This is a genomic window from Gordonia sp. 11cp (assembly GCF_057767225.1).
In genome coordinates, this window is sequence record NZ_CM173437.1 from 2842864 (window position 1) to 2858712 (window position 15849).

14 protein-coding genes are annotated in these 15849 nt (G+C 69.3%); 6 read left to right on the forward strand and 8 right to left on the reverse strand.

Going from position 1 to position 15849, the window contains the following annotated elements; genetic code table 11:
• Window positions 1-10: 10 nt before the first annotated feature.
• Window positions 11-2137 (reverse strand): Rv1355c family protein, encoded by a 2127-nt coding sequence (locus AC3B6C_RS12690; protein ID WP_488372988.1) that lies wholly within the window; start codon window positions 2135-2137, stop codon window positions 11-13.
• Window positions 2138-2307: 170 nt separating this feature from the next.
• Here AC3B6C_RS12690 and AC3B6C_RS12695 point away from each other — a divergent pair, with 170 nt between their 5' ends.
• Window positions 2308-3066 (forward strand): hypothetical protein, encoded by a 759-nt coding sequence (locus tag AC3B6C_RS12695; protein ID WP_156354189.1) that lies wholly within the window; start codon window positions 2308-2310, stop codon window positions 3064-3066.
• Here AC3B6C_RS12695 and AC3B6C_RS12700 read toward each other — a convergent pair.
• Window positions 3012-4217 carry a GGDEF domain-containing protein gene (locus AC3B6C_RS12700; protein WP_231632658.1) on the reverse strand — a complete coding sequence of 402 codons (1206 nt, stop codon included), beginning with the start codon at window positions 4215-4217 and terminating at the stop codon, window positions 3012-3014. The genes AC3B6C_RS12695 and AC3B6C_RS12700 overlap by 55 nt on opposite strands.
• A 459-nt stretch (window positions 4218-4676) precedes the next feature.
• Here AC3B6C_RS12700 and AC3B6C_RS12705 point away from each other — a divergent pair, with 459 nt between their 5' ends.
• A complete protein-coding gene (locus AC3B6C_RS12705; RefSeq protein ID WP_488372989.1) occupies window positions 4677-5882 on the forward strand; it encodes an EAL domain-containing protein in 1206 nt (401 codons plus the stop codon).
• A gap of 125 nt (window positions 5883-6007) precedes the next feature.
• On the opposite strand, the gene AC3B6C_RS12710 is transcribed toward AC3B6C_RS12705, so the two are convergent.
• From AC3B6C_RS12710 to AC3B6C_RS12725, 4 genes are all read right to left on the reverse strand, one after another.
• Entirely contained in the window at window positions 6008-6454 is a 447-nt protein-coding gene (locus AC3B6C_RS12710) for an Hsp20/alpha crystallin family protein (protein WP_055475173.1), read from the reverse strand.
• 257 nt (window positions 6455-6711) lie between these two features.
• Entirely contained in the window at window positions 6712-8019 is a 1308-nt protein-coding gene (locus AC3B6C_RS12715) for a saccharopine dehydrogenase family protein (protein ID WP_488372990.1), read from the reverse strand.
• A gap of 57 nt (window positions 8020-8076) precedes the next feature.
• Window positions 8077-9162 (reverse strand): AbrB family transcriptional regulator, encoded by a 1086-nt coding sequence (locus AC3B6C_RS12720; RefSeq protein ID WP_488372991.1) that lies wholly within the window; start codon window positions 9160-9162, stop codon window positions 8077-8079.
• A 54-nt stretch (window positions 9163-9216) separates the two neighbouring features.
• Window positions 9217-9834 (reverse strand): class I SAM-dependent methyltransferase, encoded by a 618-nt coding sequence (locus tag AC3B6C_RS12725; protein WP_488372992.1) that lies wholly within the window; start codon window positions 9832-9834, stop codon window positions 9217-9219.
• A gap of 63 nt (window positions 9835-9897) precedes the next feature.
• On the opposite strand from AC3B6C_RS12725, the gene menD reads away from it, so the two are divergent.
• Window positions 9898-11601, forward strand: a complete 1704-nt coding sequence (menD, locus tag AC3B6C_RS12730; RefSeq protein WP_488372993.1) for a 2-succinyl-5-enolpyruvyl-6-hydroxy-3-cyclohexene-1-carboxylic-acid synthase — start codon at window positions 9898-9900, stop codon at window positions 11599-11601.
• A gap of 72 nt (window positions 11602-11673) precedes the next feature.
• Complete coding sequence (locus tag AC3B6C_RS12735; protein WP_488358709.1) at window positions 11674-12180, forward strand: hypothetical protein; 507 nt, start codon at window positions 11674-11676, stop codon at window positions 12178-12180.
• Here the strand turns inward: AC3B6C_RS12735 and AC3B6C_RS12740 are convergent.
• A complete protein-coding gene (locus AC3B6C_RS12740) occupies window positions 12161-12781 on the reverse strand; it encodes a Type 1 glutamine amidotransferase-like domain-containing protein (RefSeq protein ID WP_488372994.1) in 621 nt (206 codons plus the stop codon). The two genes, AC3B6C_RS12735 and AC3B6C_RS12740, sit on opposite strands and share 20 nt — an antisense overlap.
• A gap of 109 nt (window positions 12782-12890) precedes the next feature.
• On the opposite strand from AC3B6C_RS12740, the gene AC3B6C_RS12745 reads away from it, so the two are divergent.
• Together AC3B6C_RS12745 and AC3B6C_RS12750 are read left to right on the forward strand one after the other, a co-directional pair.
• A complete protein-coding gene (locus AC3B6C_RS12745; protein ID WP_488372995.1) occupies window positions 12891-14051 on the forward strand; it encodes a glycosyltransferase family 4 protein in 1161 nt (386 codons plus the stop codon).
• Between the two features lie 73 nt (window positions 14052-14124).
• The gene (locus AC3B6C_RS12750; protein ID WP_488372996.1) at window positions 14125-14847 is read left to right on the forward strand and encodes a demethylmenaquinone methyltransferase; all 723 of its coding nucleotides are present in this window, start codon (window positions 14125-14127) and stop codon (window positions 14845-14847) included.
• Here the strand turns inward: AC3B6C_RS12750 and AC3B6C_RS12755 are convergent.
• Window positions 14844-15815, reverse strand: a complete 972-nt coding sequence (locus AC3B6C_RS12755; RefSeq protein ID WP_488372997.1) for an oxygenase MpaB family protein — start codon at window positions 15813-15815, stop codon at window positions 14844-14846. The genes AC3B6C_RS12750 and AC3B6C_RS12755 overlap by 4 nt on opposite strands.
• Window positions 15816-15849: the final 34 nt, after the last annotated feature.

Here is a 15849-nt window from a genome sequence, read left to right on the forward strand (position 1 = left end):
TCCCGCCCTTTCACGAGCCCGTGGGCAGGCGCCGGCTCACCACCGACGGCGAATCCGCGCGCGACAGCCGCAGCACGATGGTGGGTGCCTCGTCGGCGTCGAGCGGCCACGTGTCGAGCATCTCGCGGCGCAGGGCGGCCAGTTCGTCGCCGTGATTGCTCGACAACCCGCGCGCGGTCTCGTCGTCGCCGGCATAGAGGAACGTCGGCGTCATCGGATGCACGTCGTAGCCGAGCCGCTCGGCGGCGACCCACAACTGCTCCGCCACGATCCCGCCGCGCAGATAGTCCCCGGCGGATGTGCCCCGCTGCACCAGCACCAGCACCGCGGACGACGACGCGACCCGGGAGCCGGCGTCGGCGCCGAGCGCGGTGCCGCCACCCCATTCGTCGAGCAGGGCCATCACGTCGGCGCGGCGCAGCACGTCGAACATGCCCGCCATGGCCGGTGGCAGGTCGAGCGAGGCGACGTCGATGCCCTCGGCGGCGGCCGGGTCGTCGGTCAGCTCCTCGAACATCTCGCCGTGCAGCTCCGGCGTCAGGAACCGGGCGCGATCCGAGCGGGAGATGATCGATGCATAGCGGTCGATGTCCGCGCGGTCGGTGAGCGCCAGCAGGCGGGTCCGGTCGCTGGTGGCGGCGTCGCGCAACCGGGCGACGTCGTCGTCCGACGGCGGGGACCCGTCCCCGACACCGCGTCGGGTTCCGCGAGCGAGCAGCGCGCTGAGTTCGGCCTCCGCCTCCGGCGACCGTGAACCGGTGTCGAGGCCCTTCAACCGGGCCCGACCGGCGAGGGTCTCGGCGTCGTCGACGATCTCGATGTCGTCGAGCACACCACGCGCGGTCGCCGCGATCCGTGCGTTGTACAGCGCCGCGCCCACCGCCACCGCGGACGCCCGGTGTCCGACATCCAGGGTCGAGGTACGCGTACGGTCCAGAGTGATGGTGACGGCATCCTCGTCGGCGGTGATCTGCCACGGCTGCTGGTTGCCCGCCGACGGCGCGCGCCTCGCGGCGTGCAGGACGAGCTCGAGGTCGGTCATCGCCTCGACGGGCGGTTGCTCGTTGGGTGGCAGCGGTTCGGGTGCCGCCGCCGTCTGCCGACCACCATCCGGCAGAGCTGTCCCGATCGGGTCCTCGAGACCGTCGAGCCACGAGTCGCGATCGAATCGGACCCGTCCCGAGCGCAGGGGCTTGCCCTGGACGAGGCGCCGAACCGCCGCGGCCACCGTGGCACCGCCCAGCAGGACATCGCCGCCGAGTTGCGGCCAGGCGGTGACCGTGTGGCCGAGCTCGATGGCCGACGCCGCCATCGGCGCGGTGACCTTCGTCGGCTCGAGCACCCGAACGGCCAGTGGGGTCAAGGACGCGCGGTCGAGTCCGACGAGATCCTCGATCCGCAGATCGCCCGCCAGACCGTGGAAAAGAGGCCGGTCGGGTTCGAGGTCGAACCTCTCGACATCGAGAGTGCCGCCGTCACTGGTTTCCATCAGGACGGGGATTCCGCGCGAACGGCACTTCTCGCGGACGAGCACCTTCACATCGAAGGAATCACATTCTTCGACGACGAGATCGAGGCCGTCGAGGAATTCATCGATGTTCTCGGTTGTTATTCCGTCGGAGTATACGGCGGTTGTGAGATAGGGATCGATCTCAGAAATCCGCCGCGCGGCAATCACCGCCTTGTTGTCATGAATATCCATGAGCGTGGCCGGAATTCGATTCATATTTGTCAGTTCGAGTTCGTCGAAATCGGCCAGACGTAATTCGCCGGCAAGTCCTTCGAGCGCGAGGGTGAGCGATATCGCATGTCCCACACTCAAACCGACGATGCCGATCCGGAGGTTGCCGGCGGCGCTCTGCTGTGCGGCGGTCAGCTTGTGTCGGTTGCGGTCGAGCCGGAGTCGTCGGAACGTGCGCGGACCGGGGATCTTGACGAGGGCATTACGCCAGGGGAAGTGCACGAAACGCGGCGCCTCGTCCCACAGCGCGGCCTCCGGGGGCGGGAGGAGTTCGTCGAGTGCGCGGCCCGCGCGTTCGGTGATATCGGACACAATCAGCGAGGGTTCGGCGGTCAACTCGGCGGGTAGTTCACCCGGTGAGTAGAGGGTGGCGGCGGCGTCCGGCGGCGTGTGCATACGCCCATGGTGTCGCAGGAGATTGCGCGACGCCAACCGCCAATGAGGCGGTTCGGTTAAAAGAAGTGCGCTTGTGGGAGTGCATAAATGCCGCCCTGTGGCAGCATTACACGCGGGGTCGGGGGAGATCTCGTCTCTAAATTTCCTAATTCCTGGAAGGGAATACTGCGATGAATAAGATGACAACTACCAATGATGTGGTCCGCACCGGCATGCTGCGATCGGTCGCGCCCGAAACCGGGACGGAGTACTCGGTGGTCGTGGCCAGCCCGCGGTCCGAACCCGCCCTCTGGCACGAGTACCTCGCCGGCGCGGACGCCTCATACCACCGTCACGGGTGCGCCGCCGCGCTCGAATACGACGAGGTCGCCGGCGGCGAGGGCACGGCGATGTTCTTCGCGGTGCTCGACGCCGAGGGCAAGGTCGTCGGCGGACTGCGGGTCCAGCCACGGTTCGAGGCGGCCGCGCAGTCGCATGCGCTGGTCGAATGGGCCGGCCAACCCGGTCAGGTCCAGCTCGTCAATGCCATCGAGGAACGTCTGCACGGCGGCATCGTCGAGGTCAAGACGGCCTGGGTGGACGAGCGCTCGTCGATCGCGGGCTCGGTCGCCGGTCAGTTGTCGCGGCTGGGACTGGTCATCATGGAGATGTCCGGAGTCGATGCCATGATGGCGACCGCGGCCGACCACGTCCTGCGGCGCTGGCAGTCCGGTGGCGGGCGTGTCGACGAGTCGGTGCCGGCCACCCCGTTCCCGGACGACCGCTACCGCACCCGGCTCATGTGGTGGGATCGTGCCCGCCTGAACAGCCTCACCAGCCCGGAGACCTGGCAGCGGATGCGCCGGGAGGCCGACGCCCTGCAGGCGGTCACGACTCAGCGTCCGCTGGTCCGGCTGTCGATGTCGACGAAGTCGGCCGGGCGCCGGTAGAAGACCTCGTACAGGCTCGCCGACGGCGGTGACACCGTCCGCTCGGCGTCGGCCGCATGCGCACTGGGTGCGCCATCGTCCCAGATCACCGCGTCGATGGACTCGATCACCGTGGTGTCCCGGCCGTTCTCCTTGGCCTGGTACACGCAGGCATCTGCCTGACCCAGGAGGTTGCCGATCACGTCGTCGGTGGACGAGGCGGTCTCGTAGCGGCCGGAGACGAGATCGTCACCCGCGAGGCGCAACGGCGCGCAGACACCACCGACGCTGATCGTCACCGGCGCGGCGGCGGCCACCGCTGCCCGAAGACGTTCGGCGCTGAGCCAGAGTTCGTCGGCGTCGTGGACCACGTGGAACATGAGGAATTCCTCGCCGCCGTAGCGGCAGACCTCCGAACCGACGGGCGCGTGCTCACGGATGGCCGCCGAGGCCGCCAGCAGTACGCCGTCGCCGGCGAGGTGACCGTACTGGTCGTTGATCTTCTTGAAGTGGTCGACATCGAGCAGCAGGATGCCGATCCACCCGGTCGACGAGCGTGCGGCCGAGAGGAGTTGTGAGGCGCGGATCAGGAAACCGCGACGGTTGAGCAGGCCGGTCAGCGGATCGATTCCGACCAGACGGGTCTGCTGATCGAGCACGGCCTCCATCGACTTGCGCAGTGCGACCACGAGGAAGACCGGCACCACGATCAGACCGAGCATCGCGCCGAAACTGATCAGGTAGGCGGGCAGCGAGGGAGAGGTGACCGCCAGGACGAAGGCGGCGCACACGACCGCGAGTGCCAGATGGGACAGGATGAGCCGGGTCGTCGCCGAGATGGCGCCGATCGCCGGGATGACCGCGACGATCGCGAGGACGAGCGCCGACGAACGCGGCGAGGCGAGGATCATCGACGTCCCACAGATCCCGACTATGCCCAGGCCGCCGAGGAACGCGAATTCGAGATCGGTCAGCCGTGCGCGGATGGCCGTCACCGCGAAGACGACGGCGATGAACGACCAGATGGTCAAGAGGATCGGCATCCCGCCCGGGTAGAGGGTCTCCGGAGCGAGCACGCTGATGACCGGTAGCGGGATGACACCACCGGTGCTGATCAGCGTCGCCATCGACCGGGCGTCGTAGCGACGGAGCACCCTTCTGATCAACGCCATCAACCACGACCGCTTTCCGTCGGCGGCTGTGGGGGCAGCCGCTTGTTCGCCGAGATTCGCATTAAAGCCACTGCGACCGCATTGGCGGAAATCGCGCAATCTTTCCTGTCCTACGCATAGGCAATGAAAGCACCTTACCAGCAGTTTTGCGGTCGCTCCCGAAATCGTTAGCAGACCTGCCGAGAATAGTCGCGAAACGGCGCGCGCGCCGGTCCGGGCCCTCTCGAACATCACATAAGAAAGCAATGTGTCCCCTCGCCGGGCCGGGTCGGAAAAACCCGCCGACGGTTTCGTCGCCACTGCCCGGCGCTTGTGAGAACAGTCATATCGCCCGGACCGGACCCCCGACCCGGGTCGACTCGCCCGCCTTCCGGAGAACAGGCCGGCTGAGTAGAATCAGCCGATGGAGAACTGCGGCGCCCGCGCCGCCTGGGGGGATCGGATTCAGCGAATGACGTCGTGTTGACGGTCGGCACCTCGGTCATCGCCGTGTCGGTCGACCCGTATCACCGAGCAGTGGTCGCGTATGGCTACGAGGCGTCGGCCGCGGCTTCTGAACGGTTCATCGAGCAGGTGCTGATGCCCATCAGTCCGCGGGCTCGATTCCACCGGCGATCGGACTTCTACTGGCTCATCTACCTCCCGTGGACCGGCGCCGGTGACGACGAACTCGGACGCAACGCACTGATCGAGGCGGCCCGCACCAAACTCGGCGCCCACACCGTGAGTGATGGCGATCGCAGCTGGTTCCTCGACGTGTGCATGGGTGTCGCCGTCGGCGACGAGCAGCTCGAGGCGAGTTCCGAGGACGATCTGGTCCGCCATGCCGACGCCGCGCTGTGTATCGCGCTCAGCAGCCGGCGGGCCGTCGTGTTCGCCTCTCCCACGATGCAGCGTCACATCCGGGCCGAGGTCGATCTCGCCGGGTGGCTGACCAGGTCGGTCGAGCGTGACTTCTCCGTCTTCTATCAGCCGATCGTCGCAGTCGGCGACCGCCGGGTCGTCGGGTATGAGTCCCTGCTCCGGTGGCACACCGAACTCGGTGTCCTCGCTCCGGACGCGTTTCTCTCTGTGGCCGAAGGAATCTCGCTGCTGGCGCCCATCGGACGGCATGCGATCGGCGAGGCCATCCGGGACCTGTCGGGCGAGATCACCCGCAAAGTCGGCGCGACCACGTTCGTCTCGCTCAACCTGTCCGGGCAGCAGCTGTGGGACGACGGGCTCGTCTCCTACGTCGCCGGTCTGATCGACGGACACGGCGTGGACCCGTCGAGGGTGTGGGTCGAGGTGCGCGAGGACCAGGCGATCCGGGTGGACACATCCGCCTCGCGGGCGATCGACGCACTGCACGATCTCGGCTGCACGATCTGCATCGACGACCTGGGCGCCGGGTTCTCGGCGCTTCGCTACGTCCGGGACCTCCCGGTGGATGTGCTGAAGGTCGACCGGACCCTCATCGCGCAACTGGCCGACAGCTCCCCGGACCGCGCCGTCGTCCGGGCGATCGGCGAGATGGCCGCGGCCACCGGGGTGAAGATGGTGGCCGAGGGCATCGAGTCCGAAGAGGTACTTCCGATACTGGAGGAGTTCGGCTTCGACTACGCCCAGGGCTACCTGTTCGGCCGGCCCGCGCCCCTCGCGGACCTGTTCGGATCTGATTCCTGAGGGTCGCTCCCGGCCGGAATGCGTGGTGAGCGAGCCGCACCGCACCCTGAGGTGTGAGGAGCGATGACTCGCTTCGCTCACACCTCAAGGGGGGCAAGGGATCACCTGCGTTCAGCGGGCGGCGGTCACGTGACCGTTCCGGTCTCGATCGCTTGTGGCCGGCCGGAACTCTCCACCTCGATCCGCCGCGGCTTGGCCTTCTCGGCGACCGGGATCGTCACGGTGAGGACGCCGTTGTCGTAGCGCGCCGAGATCGCCGAGCTGTCGATGGCGTCGCCGAGGGTCAGCTGGCGGCGGTAGGTTCCGGAGAATCGTTCGCTGGTCAGCCACTGCACGCCGTCGTCGGATGGCGTACTCCGCTGGGCGGACAACGTCAGGACGCCGTTGTCGACACTCACGTCGATGGAGCCGGGATCGGCGCCCGGCAGATCCGCGACGAGTAGATAGTGATCCTCGACCTTGTACAGGTCCAGAGGCATGAAACGGGGAGTGCGGGCGGTTCCGGCCGCTGAACCGGTCATCATGCCTCGGGTCCAGGCATCCATGTCGGAAAAGGGATCGAAACGAAGCACAGCAGTTCACCTCCTGTTCTACAAGGCTGCTCGCCACCCGTCAGACGAGCAGTTCATCGCTGTACTGCCAACGAAGATAGCACCGGATCCCGGGCTCGTCTAGCACTCCAGGGGTGAGAGTGCCAGAAAATTTCAGACCGCGGAAACGACACCGCCCGGCCGCGAGTTCGACTGTGCCGGTAGTGGTCCCGGAATGGCAGGGACAACCCGGAGCGGGGTCGAACGGCGCGGTCGGGCGTCGTCGGATGAGGGTTTGATCAGTCCGTGAGCTCGGTGGCGTCGATGGTGAAGCCGGCGTTGCGCAGGCGGTCGACGAGGGCGTCGCCCATCGCCACCGCCGTGGTCAGGACCCCGGAGCGTTTGGGGAGCCGGTCGCGGTCGAGGGCCAATGCCAATGCGCTCTCGGCGAGCATCACCGCGGTGGCCTTGTATCCGGGGTCGCCCTGGGCGCGCATCCGGGCCCGGTAACGACGGCCGGTGGTGGTCCGCGTGAATGTGTCGACCACGAAATATCCGCTGTCACGGGCCTTTTCGCTCGGTCCGTCACCGGGTTTCGGCAGCACGCGGTCGAGGACCCGACGCGTGGGGCCGAAGCTCATCGCCCCCATGAACGCGCCGGTGCCGACCGCGACCGCGCCGGCGAGCAGGGTCGACACCGCGGGGACGCTGCCCACGCTCATCGTCTCCGCGTAGTGGAAGTTCTTGCCATAGGCGTTGTCCAGCAACGCATTCGACCTACGGACGATCCGGGTGTTGTGCGCGGCCATGAAGAAGGGGGCGAGCGTGCCGCGCAGCGACGGGTCGACCTTCTTGGCGTTGATGATGGACAGGTCGCTCGGTTCGTCGGACAGGCTGACCCGCGGCACGTCGCCCGGGCCGCCCGAGAGTGCCTGCGGGTTGAGCATCAGCCGCCGCGACTGCGCGTTGCGTGCCTCCTCGGCGATGACCCGCATGGAGTCGATCGTGCCGCCGGAGATCCCGCCGCGGAACGAGGCGACGACGAGGGTGGTGTCGGTCATCTCGCCGGCGGCGTCGTCGGAGACCTTCTTGTACAGCGCGTAGGTGGTGATGTCGGACGGTACGGAGTCGAAGCCGCAGGAGTGGACGATGCGTGCCCCGGAGGCGGCGGCGACGTCGTGGACCTTGTCGATGGAGTAGCGGACGAACGGGACCTCGCCGGTCAGATCGACGTAGTCGGTGCCGGCGGTGGCCGCCGCCACCACGAGGGCCTCGCCGTACTTGAGGTAGGGACCCACGGTGGTGCAGACGACCTGGGTGCGCGCGACCATGGCGTCGAGCGCCGCGGGCGACTCCGCGTCGGCGATGATCAGCGGCCAGTCGTGCGCTCGCAGCGGCAGTCGTTTGCGGGCGTCGGTCAGCTTCGACTCGTTGCGTCCCGCGAGTGCGATCTTCGTGCCGATGGGCGCGTGATCGGCCAGATACCGCGCCGTGAGTTCACCGACGAAGCCGCTGGCGCCGTAGACCACGACGTCGAATTCGCGACCGTGCCCGGTGGATCGGTTGTCGGGAGTGGATGTGCTGTCGATGTTCGATTCCCCGCTCATCTCCCCGACTTTACGTGGGACGCGGGTCACACGTAACCGCCGACCGGTCCGGAACGCTCACGGCGACCGCCGCGCGGCGAGACGGGCCGCGAAGGGCGCCACGAACAGCATGAGCAGCACGCGCAGGATCTGGGCGGCGACGACGAAGGCGACGTTCCCGCCGGCCCCGGTGGCGGCGGCGAGCACCGCGTAGATACCGCCCGGTGTCGTCGCCAGATAGCAGTCGAACATCGACTCGCCGGTCCATGCCGAGAGCACCACGCCCAGAAGTGCGCATCCGGCCCCGATGACGAGGATCAGCACCATCGCGAGGGGTAGGACGCGGCCGATCGCACGCAGGCGCGGCATCGTGAAACCCAGACCCGCCTGCCATCCGATCACCGCGTAGGCGACGGCGAGCAGGGCGGGGGAGACCTCCGCGGGACCGGCGATCCCGGTCAGCTCGGCCACGGTCGCCAGCGCCAGCGGACCGAGCAGACCGGCGGCGGGCATGCGCAGCAACCGGCCGAGCGGAATCCCCACGCCGAGGCACACCGCGAGCAGCAGCAGGCCCCAGGCCTGACCCTGCAGGCTTTCCGCCGACCACGCGTCGGCGCCAGGCGTGACCGCGTCGCCGTCGGCGCCGAACACGAGGGAGGCGACCAGCGGGATGGTGACGGTCACCAGCGCGACGCGCAGGTACTGGATGACCGCGACCATCCGCTCGTCGCCGCCGAATTCGCGGGTCAGCGCCACCAGTCCGGACGCCCCGCCGGCGACGAGCGCCAGGGAGCCGGTCAGCGGATCGACGTCGCGGCGCAGTCCGAGAAGGGCGCCGCATGCGATGGAGATGACGAGCGTGCCCAGACCGATGACGAGGACCGGGAACCACGACGACCCGAGGCCGCTGATCGTCTCCGGCTCGGCCATCGTGCCGATGAAGACCCCGAGGACGCCTTGCGACGCCACGAACGCCCACCGCGGGACGATCGGGTCGTCGGAGTCGTCGGAACCGGTATGCGTCGGTCCGGGTGCCCGGCCGGCGATCGCGAGGGCACCTGCGACCACGAGGCCTGCGAACAGGGCCGCGGCGTCGACGTCGAACACCTCGAGCACCAGCGTCGCGACCGCGGTGAGGAGTACCAGCACTGTCCAGCGACGCACTGGGTCCACCCTAGGCCCGCCGCCGGGAGCGGGGCGAATCGAGCGGGTCGAAGGTCAGGCGGGGCGGGCGGTCCCGAGGCTCAACGCGCCGAACGGCTTCGGGACGCCCGGCTGATAGAACTCGTCGACGGGTTCGAGTGCGAAGCCGGCGGCGGTCAGTTCGGCTCGCACGTCGCGGGTGAGATGGCAGCCGCCCGCGACGCGCTTCTGGATCGGCTCGAGTCGCCGCTGCCATCGGCGGACGCGGGAGTCCGGTGCGCGGCCGTGTTCGAGGAATGCAAGCCGGCCGTCGGGGCGCAACACTCGTCGGAGCTCGCCGAGCGCCGCCCTCACATCGGGGATGGTGCACAGGGTGAAGGTGGTGAGCGCGGAGTCGAAGGAGTCGTCGTCGAAGGGGAGTCGTTGGCCGTCGAGTCCGGCGCGTTCGATGGGCACCGGTGAGGCGGCGACGCGTTCGGCGGCCATCGACCAGCCGACCGCGGACGGTTCGACCGCCGCGACCTCGCTGAGCGCGACCGGGTAGACGCCGACGTTGAGGCCCGAACCGAATCCGATTTCGACCATCCGGCCGGACAACGGGGCGCAGGCCCGCGCTCGCAGCGGTGTCAATGCGGCCATGCCGCAGGTGCGTTCGATGAGGTGCGGCAGGACTCGGTCGTCGTAAAAGCCCACGTGACGAGGGTAACGCCGCTCCCCGCCGCGATGTCGAAACTCGGGTTTACCTAGTCTTGTGGGATGAACCGACCGGCCCAGAACGCCCCGGGGCCCAACCCGTCCACGCTGCAGGCCCGGGTCATCGTCGACGAGATGATCCGCGGCGGTGTCCGTGAGGCCGTCCTGTGCCCGGGATCGCGCAATGCGCCGCTCGCCTTCGCTCTGCACGCCGCCGATGCCACCGGGCGTCTCCGGCTGCACGTGCGGATCGACGAGCGGTCGGCCGGGTATCTGGCGCTCGGGCTCGCGGTGTCGTCGGGGCAGCCCGTGCCCATCGTGATGACCAGCGGCACCGCCGTCGCGAACATGGGACCGGCCGTCTTCGAGGCGAACTACGCGCGGGTGCCGCTCGTCGTCGTCAGTGCCAACCGTCCCTATGAGCTCCTCGGCTCCGGCGCCAATCAGACCGTCGAACAGTTCGGCATCTTCGGGACCCAGGTGCGCGCGGCGATCAGTCTCGGTCTCGCCGAACAGGATCTCGACACCAACAGTCAGTGGCGGTCGGCGGTCGGCCGCGTGCTGGCCGCCGCGCGTGGCGCCCGTACCGGCAATGCCGGCCCGGTGCAGTTCGACATCCCGCTGCGCGAACCGCTGGTCCCCGACCCGGACGAGCTCGCCGGCGCCGACCCGACGAGTGACCTCGGCGCCTTCTCCGGCCGGCCCGGGGGACTGCCCTGGACGCAGGCGCCCGTCGGCCGGCTCGATGTTCCGCTGCCCATCGACCTGTCCCTGGACACCGTGGTCGTGTCGGGGCACGGATCGGGCGTCCATCCGGGTCTGGCGGGGGTCCCGACGGTCGCCGAGCCGACGGCTCCGCGTGCGACGACGCCGCTGCATCCGCTTGGCCTCGGCTCGGTGCGGCCCCAGCAGGCGATCATCTGCGGCCGGCCGACGCTGCATCGCGGGGTGTCCCGCCTGCTCGCCGACCCCGAGGTCCGGGTCTACGCACTGACCACCGGGCCGCGCTGGCCGGACGTCTCCGGCAACGTCTACGCGACCGGGACGCGCATCGAGGTCGTCGGCGAACCGCGTGAGGACTGGCTCAAGGAGTGCGCGGCGGTCCAGGAACGCGTGGCGTTCGCCGTGACCGCCGAACTCGACGAACCGGGGCCGGCGACCGGACTCCACGTCGCACGTGCGGTCGGCGACGCCATGGCCGCGGGTGACCAACTCGTCGTCGGGGCCAGCAACCCGATCCGCGACATCGCCCTGGCCGGTCGGATCGCCGACGGCGTGCGGGTCCTGTCCAACCGCGGCGTCGCGGGTATCGACGGCACCAACTCGACGGCGATCGGTGCCGCGATGGCGCTCGACCGGGAGCGGGCCGGCGCGCGGACCATCGCGCTGATGGGTGACCTGACGTTCGTGCACGACGCGACCGGTCTGGTCGTCGGACCCGGGGAGCCGCGCCCGTCGTCGCTGCGGATCGTGGTCGCCAACGACGACGGCGGCGGCATCTTCGGCCTGCTGGAACAGGGCGATCCGCGGTACAACACCGGGGTCTACGCGGGAGCATACGAACGGGTCTTCGGCACACCTCACCGCACCGACATCGCGTCGATGTGCGCGGGTTTCCACATCCCGCATCGGCGGGTCACCGTCGGCGAACTGGGTGCGGTGCTGGCGCAGGACCCGGTGTCGGGCGGTATCGAGGTCGTCGAGGTCGCCACCGACCGGGAGCGGCTGCGAGCCGTGCACGCGGCGATCGCGGCACGTCTGCGGTGACGCGGCGGCGGTGACACGGCAGCGGTGGTCGGGGCACGAACCGCCCGATCGATGCCCGCTAGGCTGAACGGCATGAATCCGGTGATCCAGCGACGCGTGCAGCTCGGTCTGCTCGTCGTCGGCGTCACGATCACCTTCATGGCGCTGACCCTGATCGCCGGGTGCTTCAAGAACGACTCGACGATCGAGGCGAGCAAGGCGACCGTGATGGCCGAGGTCGTCTCCGTGGACAGCCTGCATGCCGCGGTGAACTTCCAGACGCCCGACGGATCGTTCCACAGCCCGCGCTTCGGGTTGCTGTATCCGACGGAGCTGAGTGAGGGGCAGCGCATCAGCGTGGACTACGCGGTCTACAACCCCGATCTCGCACGCCCGACCGGTCGCACCGCGGTGCTGTCGATCATCCCGGCCCTGTCCGTGGTGGTCGGGGCGTGGCTGGTCGTCGGCCTGCTGATGGTCGCGGTCGCGGAGTTCAGCCGGCGCTGGGCGCGACGCGACGAGCCGGACGAGCCGGATGCCGTTGCGGCCGAGGGAGACACGGCCGAGCGCGACGCGACGGTCAGCCCGGGATCACCCTGAGGGTTTCGCCGGTGGCGACGATCGCCTCGTCGTCACGCAGGAACTGCAGCCGGTGGCCGGCACCGAACAGTCTCCGCGTCGCCTCGACCGGGCCGCGACCCCCGACCGTGCCCTCCGCGTGCGGGATCACCGTGACCCCGACGAGCCCGAGACCTTCGGTCGAGGTCAGGGGAGCTGCTTCGGCGGGATCGTCGAGAAGTGCCAGCGGCGCGATGTCGGGGCCCACCACCGCGGCGCCGGCACTGACCCCGATGTAGGGCAGGCCGGCTCGTACCGCGTCGACGAGCACACGGTCGGCGCCGGCCGCCCGCAGCGCGCCGAGCAGGTGAAAAGTGTTGCCGCCGGCGACGAAGACGGCATCGACCTCCCCGAGTCGCCGGGCGAAGGCAGTCGTGCCGGATGTTTCCGGGTCGAGCCCGGTCACCTCGTATCCCTGCTGACGTAGCGTGTCCCGCTCGAGGTCGAGCCACGCGTGATCGGGATAGATCGACGACGCGGTGGGCAGGTAGCCGATGCGGCAACCCGGCCCGGTGAGCGGCGTGAGGAACCCCGGCACGGGGGTGAGCCAGCGGCTCAGCAGGAGCAGGTGGGTGTCGGCCACCTCTCCACTGTGCCCTGGTGCGCGGGCAAGGAGGTGTTCACCCCGAATTGGGCGGGCCGACACGTCCTGGAGTGCGGGCCGGTCACGTCCACGGTCGACCATCGTGCTCATGCGCGTCGCGATCGTCGCCGAGAGCTTCCTGCCCCAGATGAACGGGGTGGTCAACTCCGTCCTCCGGGTTGTCGACCATCTCGAGTCCACCGGGCACACCGCCGTCGTCATCGCACCCGACACCCCGCGCGGCGAGCCGGGCGGGCCGCGGCTGGTCGGCCGCCGGACCCCGGTGCACCTGCTGCCGGCCGTGCAGGTGCCGCGGGTGACCTCGCTCCCGGTGGGAGTGCCGTCGCCGCTGCTGTACCGCACCCTGCGCGACTTCGAACCGGACGTGGTGCACCTGGCGTCGCCGTTCGTGGTGGGTGCCGCCGGCGCGCTCGCCGCCCGAGCGCTCGGCGTGCCCGTGGTGGCCGTGTTCCAGACCGATGTCGCCGGATTCGCCGCGTCCTACCGGCTGGGTGCGGTGGAGAAGCTCGCGTGGCGATACACGCGCCGGTTGCACGAGATGTGCGACCTCACCCTCGCGCCGTCGACGGCGACGTTGGAGGTACTCGCCGCACACGGCGTGCCGCGGCTCGCGCGGTGGGGCCGCGGGGTGGATGTGGGGCTCTTCTCGCCGGACAAGCGCGACGCGTCGCTGCGCGCGGAGTGGCTGGGGTCGAGAGCACACGACGACGCCCTGATCGTCGGGTTCGTCGGACGGCTCGCTCCGGAGAAGCACGTGGAGCGGCTCGCCGGGCTGTCCGGGGTCCCGCGAGTCCAGCTGGTGATCGTCGGCGACGGTCCCGAGCGGGACCGGCTCGAACGTGTCATGCCCGATGCGGTGTTCACCGGTGAACTGCGCGGTGAGGCCCTGGCGCGCGCGTATGCCGGCTTCGACGTGTTCGTGCACGCGGGCGAACACGAGACGTTCTGCCAGGCCATCCAGGAGGCGATGGCCAGCGGGCTGCCGGTGATCGGTCCCGACGCGGGCGGCCCGCGCGACCTGGTCTCGGCCTTCCGGACCGGATACCTGCTGGAGGTCGCGAGCTTCGCCGACACGCTCCCCTCGATCGTCGAGTCACTGCACGACGAGTCGGTGCGAGCGGCCTTCGGCCGCGCGGCGGTGCAGGCCGTGCGCGCCCGCACGTGGCCGTCGGTGTGCGCGGAGCTGGTGAACCACTACGCCGCCGTGACCGGTGGTGGGGTCGTGACCGAGGTGGGGCGGCCGGCCTGAGGTGCGCCGGGCCGCTCCTTCGGCGACGAACCTCACGGCAGTCCGACCCGCGCCGCCCGGTAGCGTGATCGGCATGTCATCGACGGGCGCGACACCACCGGAACGAGCGAGTCTGGGCCGGGCGAGCCTGGCGAAGGACCCGGCCGAGGTCGCGGCGATGTTCGACGGCGTCGCACGGCGCTACGACCTCACCAACACGGTCCTGTCATTCGGTCGGGATCGTGGCTGGCGCAAGAAGACCCGTCGGGCACTCGACCTGCACCAGGGCGACGTCGTCCTGGACCTCGCGGCCGGTACCGCGGTGTCGACCGTCGAGCTGGCGTCGTCGGGTGCGCACTGCATCGCCGCCGACTTCTCGCTCGGCATGCTCAAGGCCGGGGCGCACCGGGCCGTGCCGAAGGTCGCCGCGGACGCCCTGTCGCTCCCGTTCGCCGACGATTCCTTCGACGCCGCGACCATCTCGTTCGGCCTGCGCAACGTCAACGACGTGCCGACCGCACTCGCCGAACTCCGACGAGTGCTGAAACCCGGTGGGCGGCTGGTGATCTGCGAATTCTCGACGCCGACGCTGAAGCCGTTCCGGACGGTGTACATGGAGTACCTGATGAAGGCGCTACCCGCGGTCGCGACGAAGGTGTCGAGCAGCCCGGCCGCGTATGTCTATCTCGCCGAGTCGATCCGGGCCTGGCCGGATCAGTTCGCCCTCGGCGACCTGATCCGCGACGCCGGGTTCTCCGGGGTGCGGTGGGAGAACATGACCGGTGGTATCGCCGCGATCCACTCGGCGCGGGCCTAGGAGTTCGCGGCCCGCGGTGTCCCGACGCCGGGAACGGTGTCGTGCGACACCGGGCACCCCGGCGCGAAGGTGCCGAGGTCGTCGATGCGGAAACCCTTGGGGTAGCTGCGAACCTGCTTCGTCTGCCGTCCGAAGAGCGGTTCTGTCCGCGGCGGTGCGAAGAACCGGATGGCGAGTCCACGAGCCTTGAGTCCGCCGCGGACCAGCACCCGCTCGACCGCGGTCGGTTTCGGATAGCCGAATGCGTCGAGGAGCCGATCGTCCATGAGCGCGAACGACATCCGGCGCACCACCGCACGCGGCAGCAGCTTGTACGGCATGAACGTGCCCAGCAGATCCAGGGTGGCGTCGGCGACGGCGAGCGAGTCGGGACTGAAGGCGAAATGGGCGGTCTCGTACTCGTCGTAGAACTTCTTGAAATCGTCGTAGGTCTCGGGGATGTCCTTGATGCCCATCACCTGGCCGAGCCGGCGGTAGTAGTTGGTGAGACCGAGGATCTCGTGGTTGGTCAGTGAGCGCCATTCGTAGGCGTTCACCCACTCCACCGGGCAGACGACGAAGGTGGCGAGCACGTAGCGGAAGTCGTCGTTCGGGATGTCGTACATGCCGTGCATCTGGTTGATGCGGCGGATGCCCGCCCGTCCGGCCGGGCTGTCGACACCGTGCTCGATCGGGGCGTCGAGCAGCAGCACCGTGTCGTCGTAGCGCTTCTGCGTCGACTCCGTGAACTGACCGGTCTTGTAGAGGAGGTCGCCGATCGACGGCACCGCGTACGTCCGGAACAGGGCGAAACTCAAGGCCTGCGTGATGCCCCACGGGAACTCTCGCGTGGCGAGGGCGCGCGCGATGGCGGTGGGGTCTCTGACCGCATCCATGTGGTCGATCTCGCCGCGCAGGTGATAGCGCTGTGCCAGCCGGTTCTGGAGGGCGTGCTTGGCTCGGGTGGCGAGAGTGGATGCGGCGGACATCGTGCATCTCCTGGGTCGACGGGTGGTCTGATTG

What these genes read in the sequence shown, in the direction of transcription:
- AC3B6C_RS12690 (WP_488372988.1), bottom strand. Translation starts at nt 2,137, where the DNA reads ATGCACACGCCGCCGGACGCCGCCGCCACCCTCTACTCACCGGGTGAA.
- AC3B6C_RS12695 (WP_156354189.1), top strand. Translation starts at nt 2,308, where the DNA reads ATGAATAAGATGACAACTACCAATGATGTGGTCCGCACCGGCATGCTG.
- AC3B6C_RS12700 (WP_231632658.1), bottom strand. Translation starts at nt 4,217, where the DNA reads ATGGCGTTGATCAGAAGGGTGCTCCGTCGCTACGACGCCCGGTCGATG.
- AC3B6C_RS12715 (WP_488372990.1), bottom strand. Translation starts at nt 8,019, where the DNA reads ATGAGCGGGGAATCGAACATCGACAGCACATCCACTCCCGACAACCGA.
- menD (WP_488372993.1), top strand. Translation starts at nt 9,898, where the DNA reads ATGAACCGACCGGCCCAGAACGCCCCGGGGCCCAACCCGTCCACGCTG.
- AC3B6C_RS12735 (WP_488358709.1), top strand. Translation starts at nt 11,674, where the DNA reads ATGAATCCGGTGATCCAGCGACGCGTGCAGCTCGGTCTGCTCGTCGTC.
- AC3B6C_RS12745 (WP_488372995.1), top strand. Translation starts at nt 12,891, where the DNA reads ATGCGCGTCGCGATCGTCGCCGAGAGCTTCCTGCCCCAGATGAACGGG.
- AC3B6C_RS12750 (WP_488372996.1), top strand. Translation starts at nt 14,125, where the DNA reads ATGTCATCGACGGGCGCGACACCACCGGAACGAGCGAGTCTGGGCCGG.
- AC3B6C_RS12755 (WP_488372997.1), bottom strand. Translation starts at nt 15,815, where the DNA reads ATGTCCGCCGCATCCACTCTCGCCACCCGAGCCAAGCACGCCCTCCAG.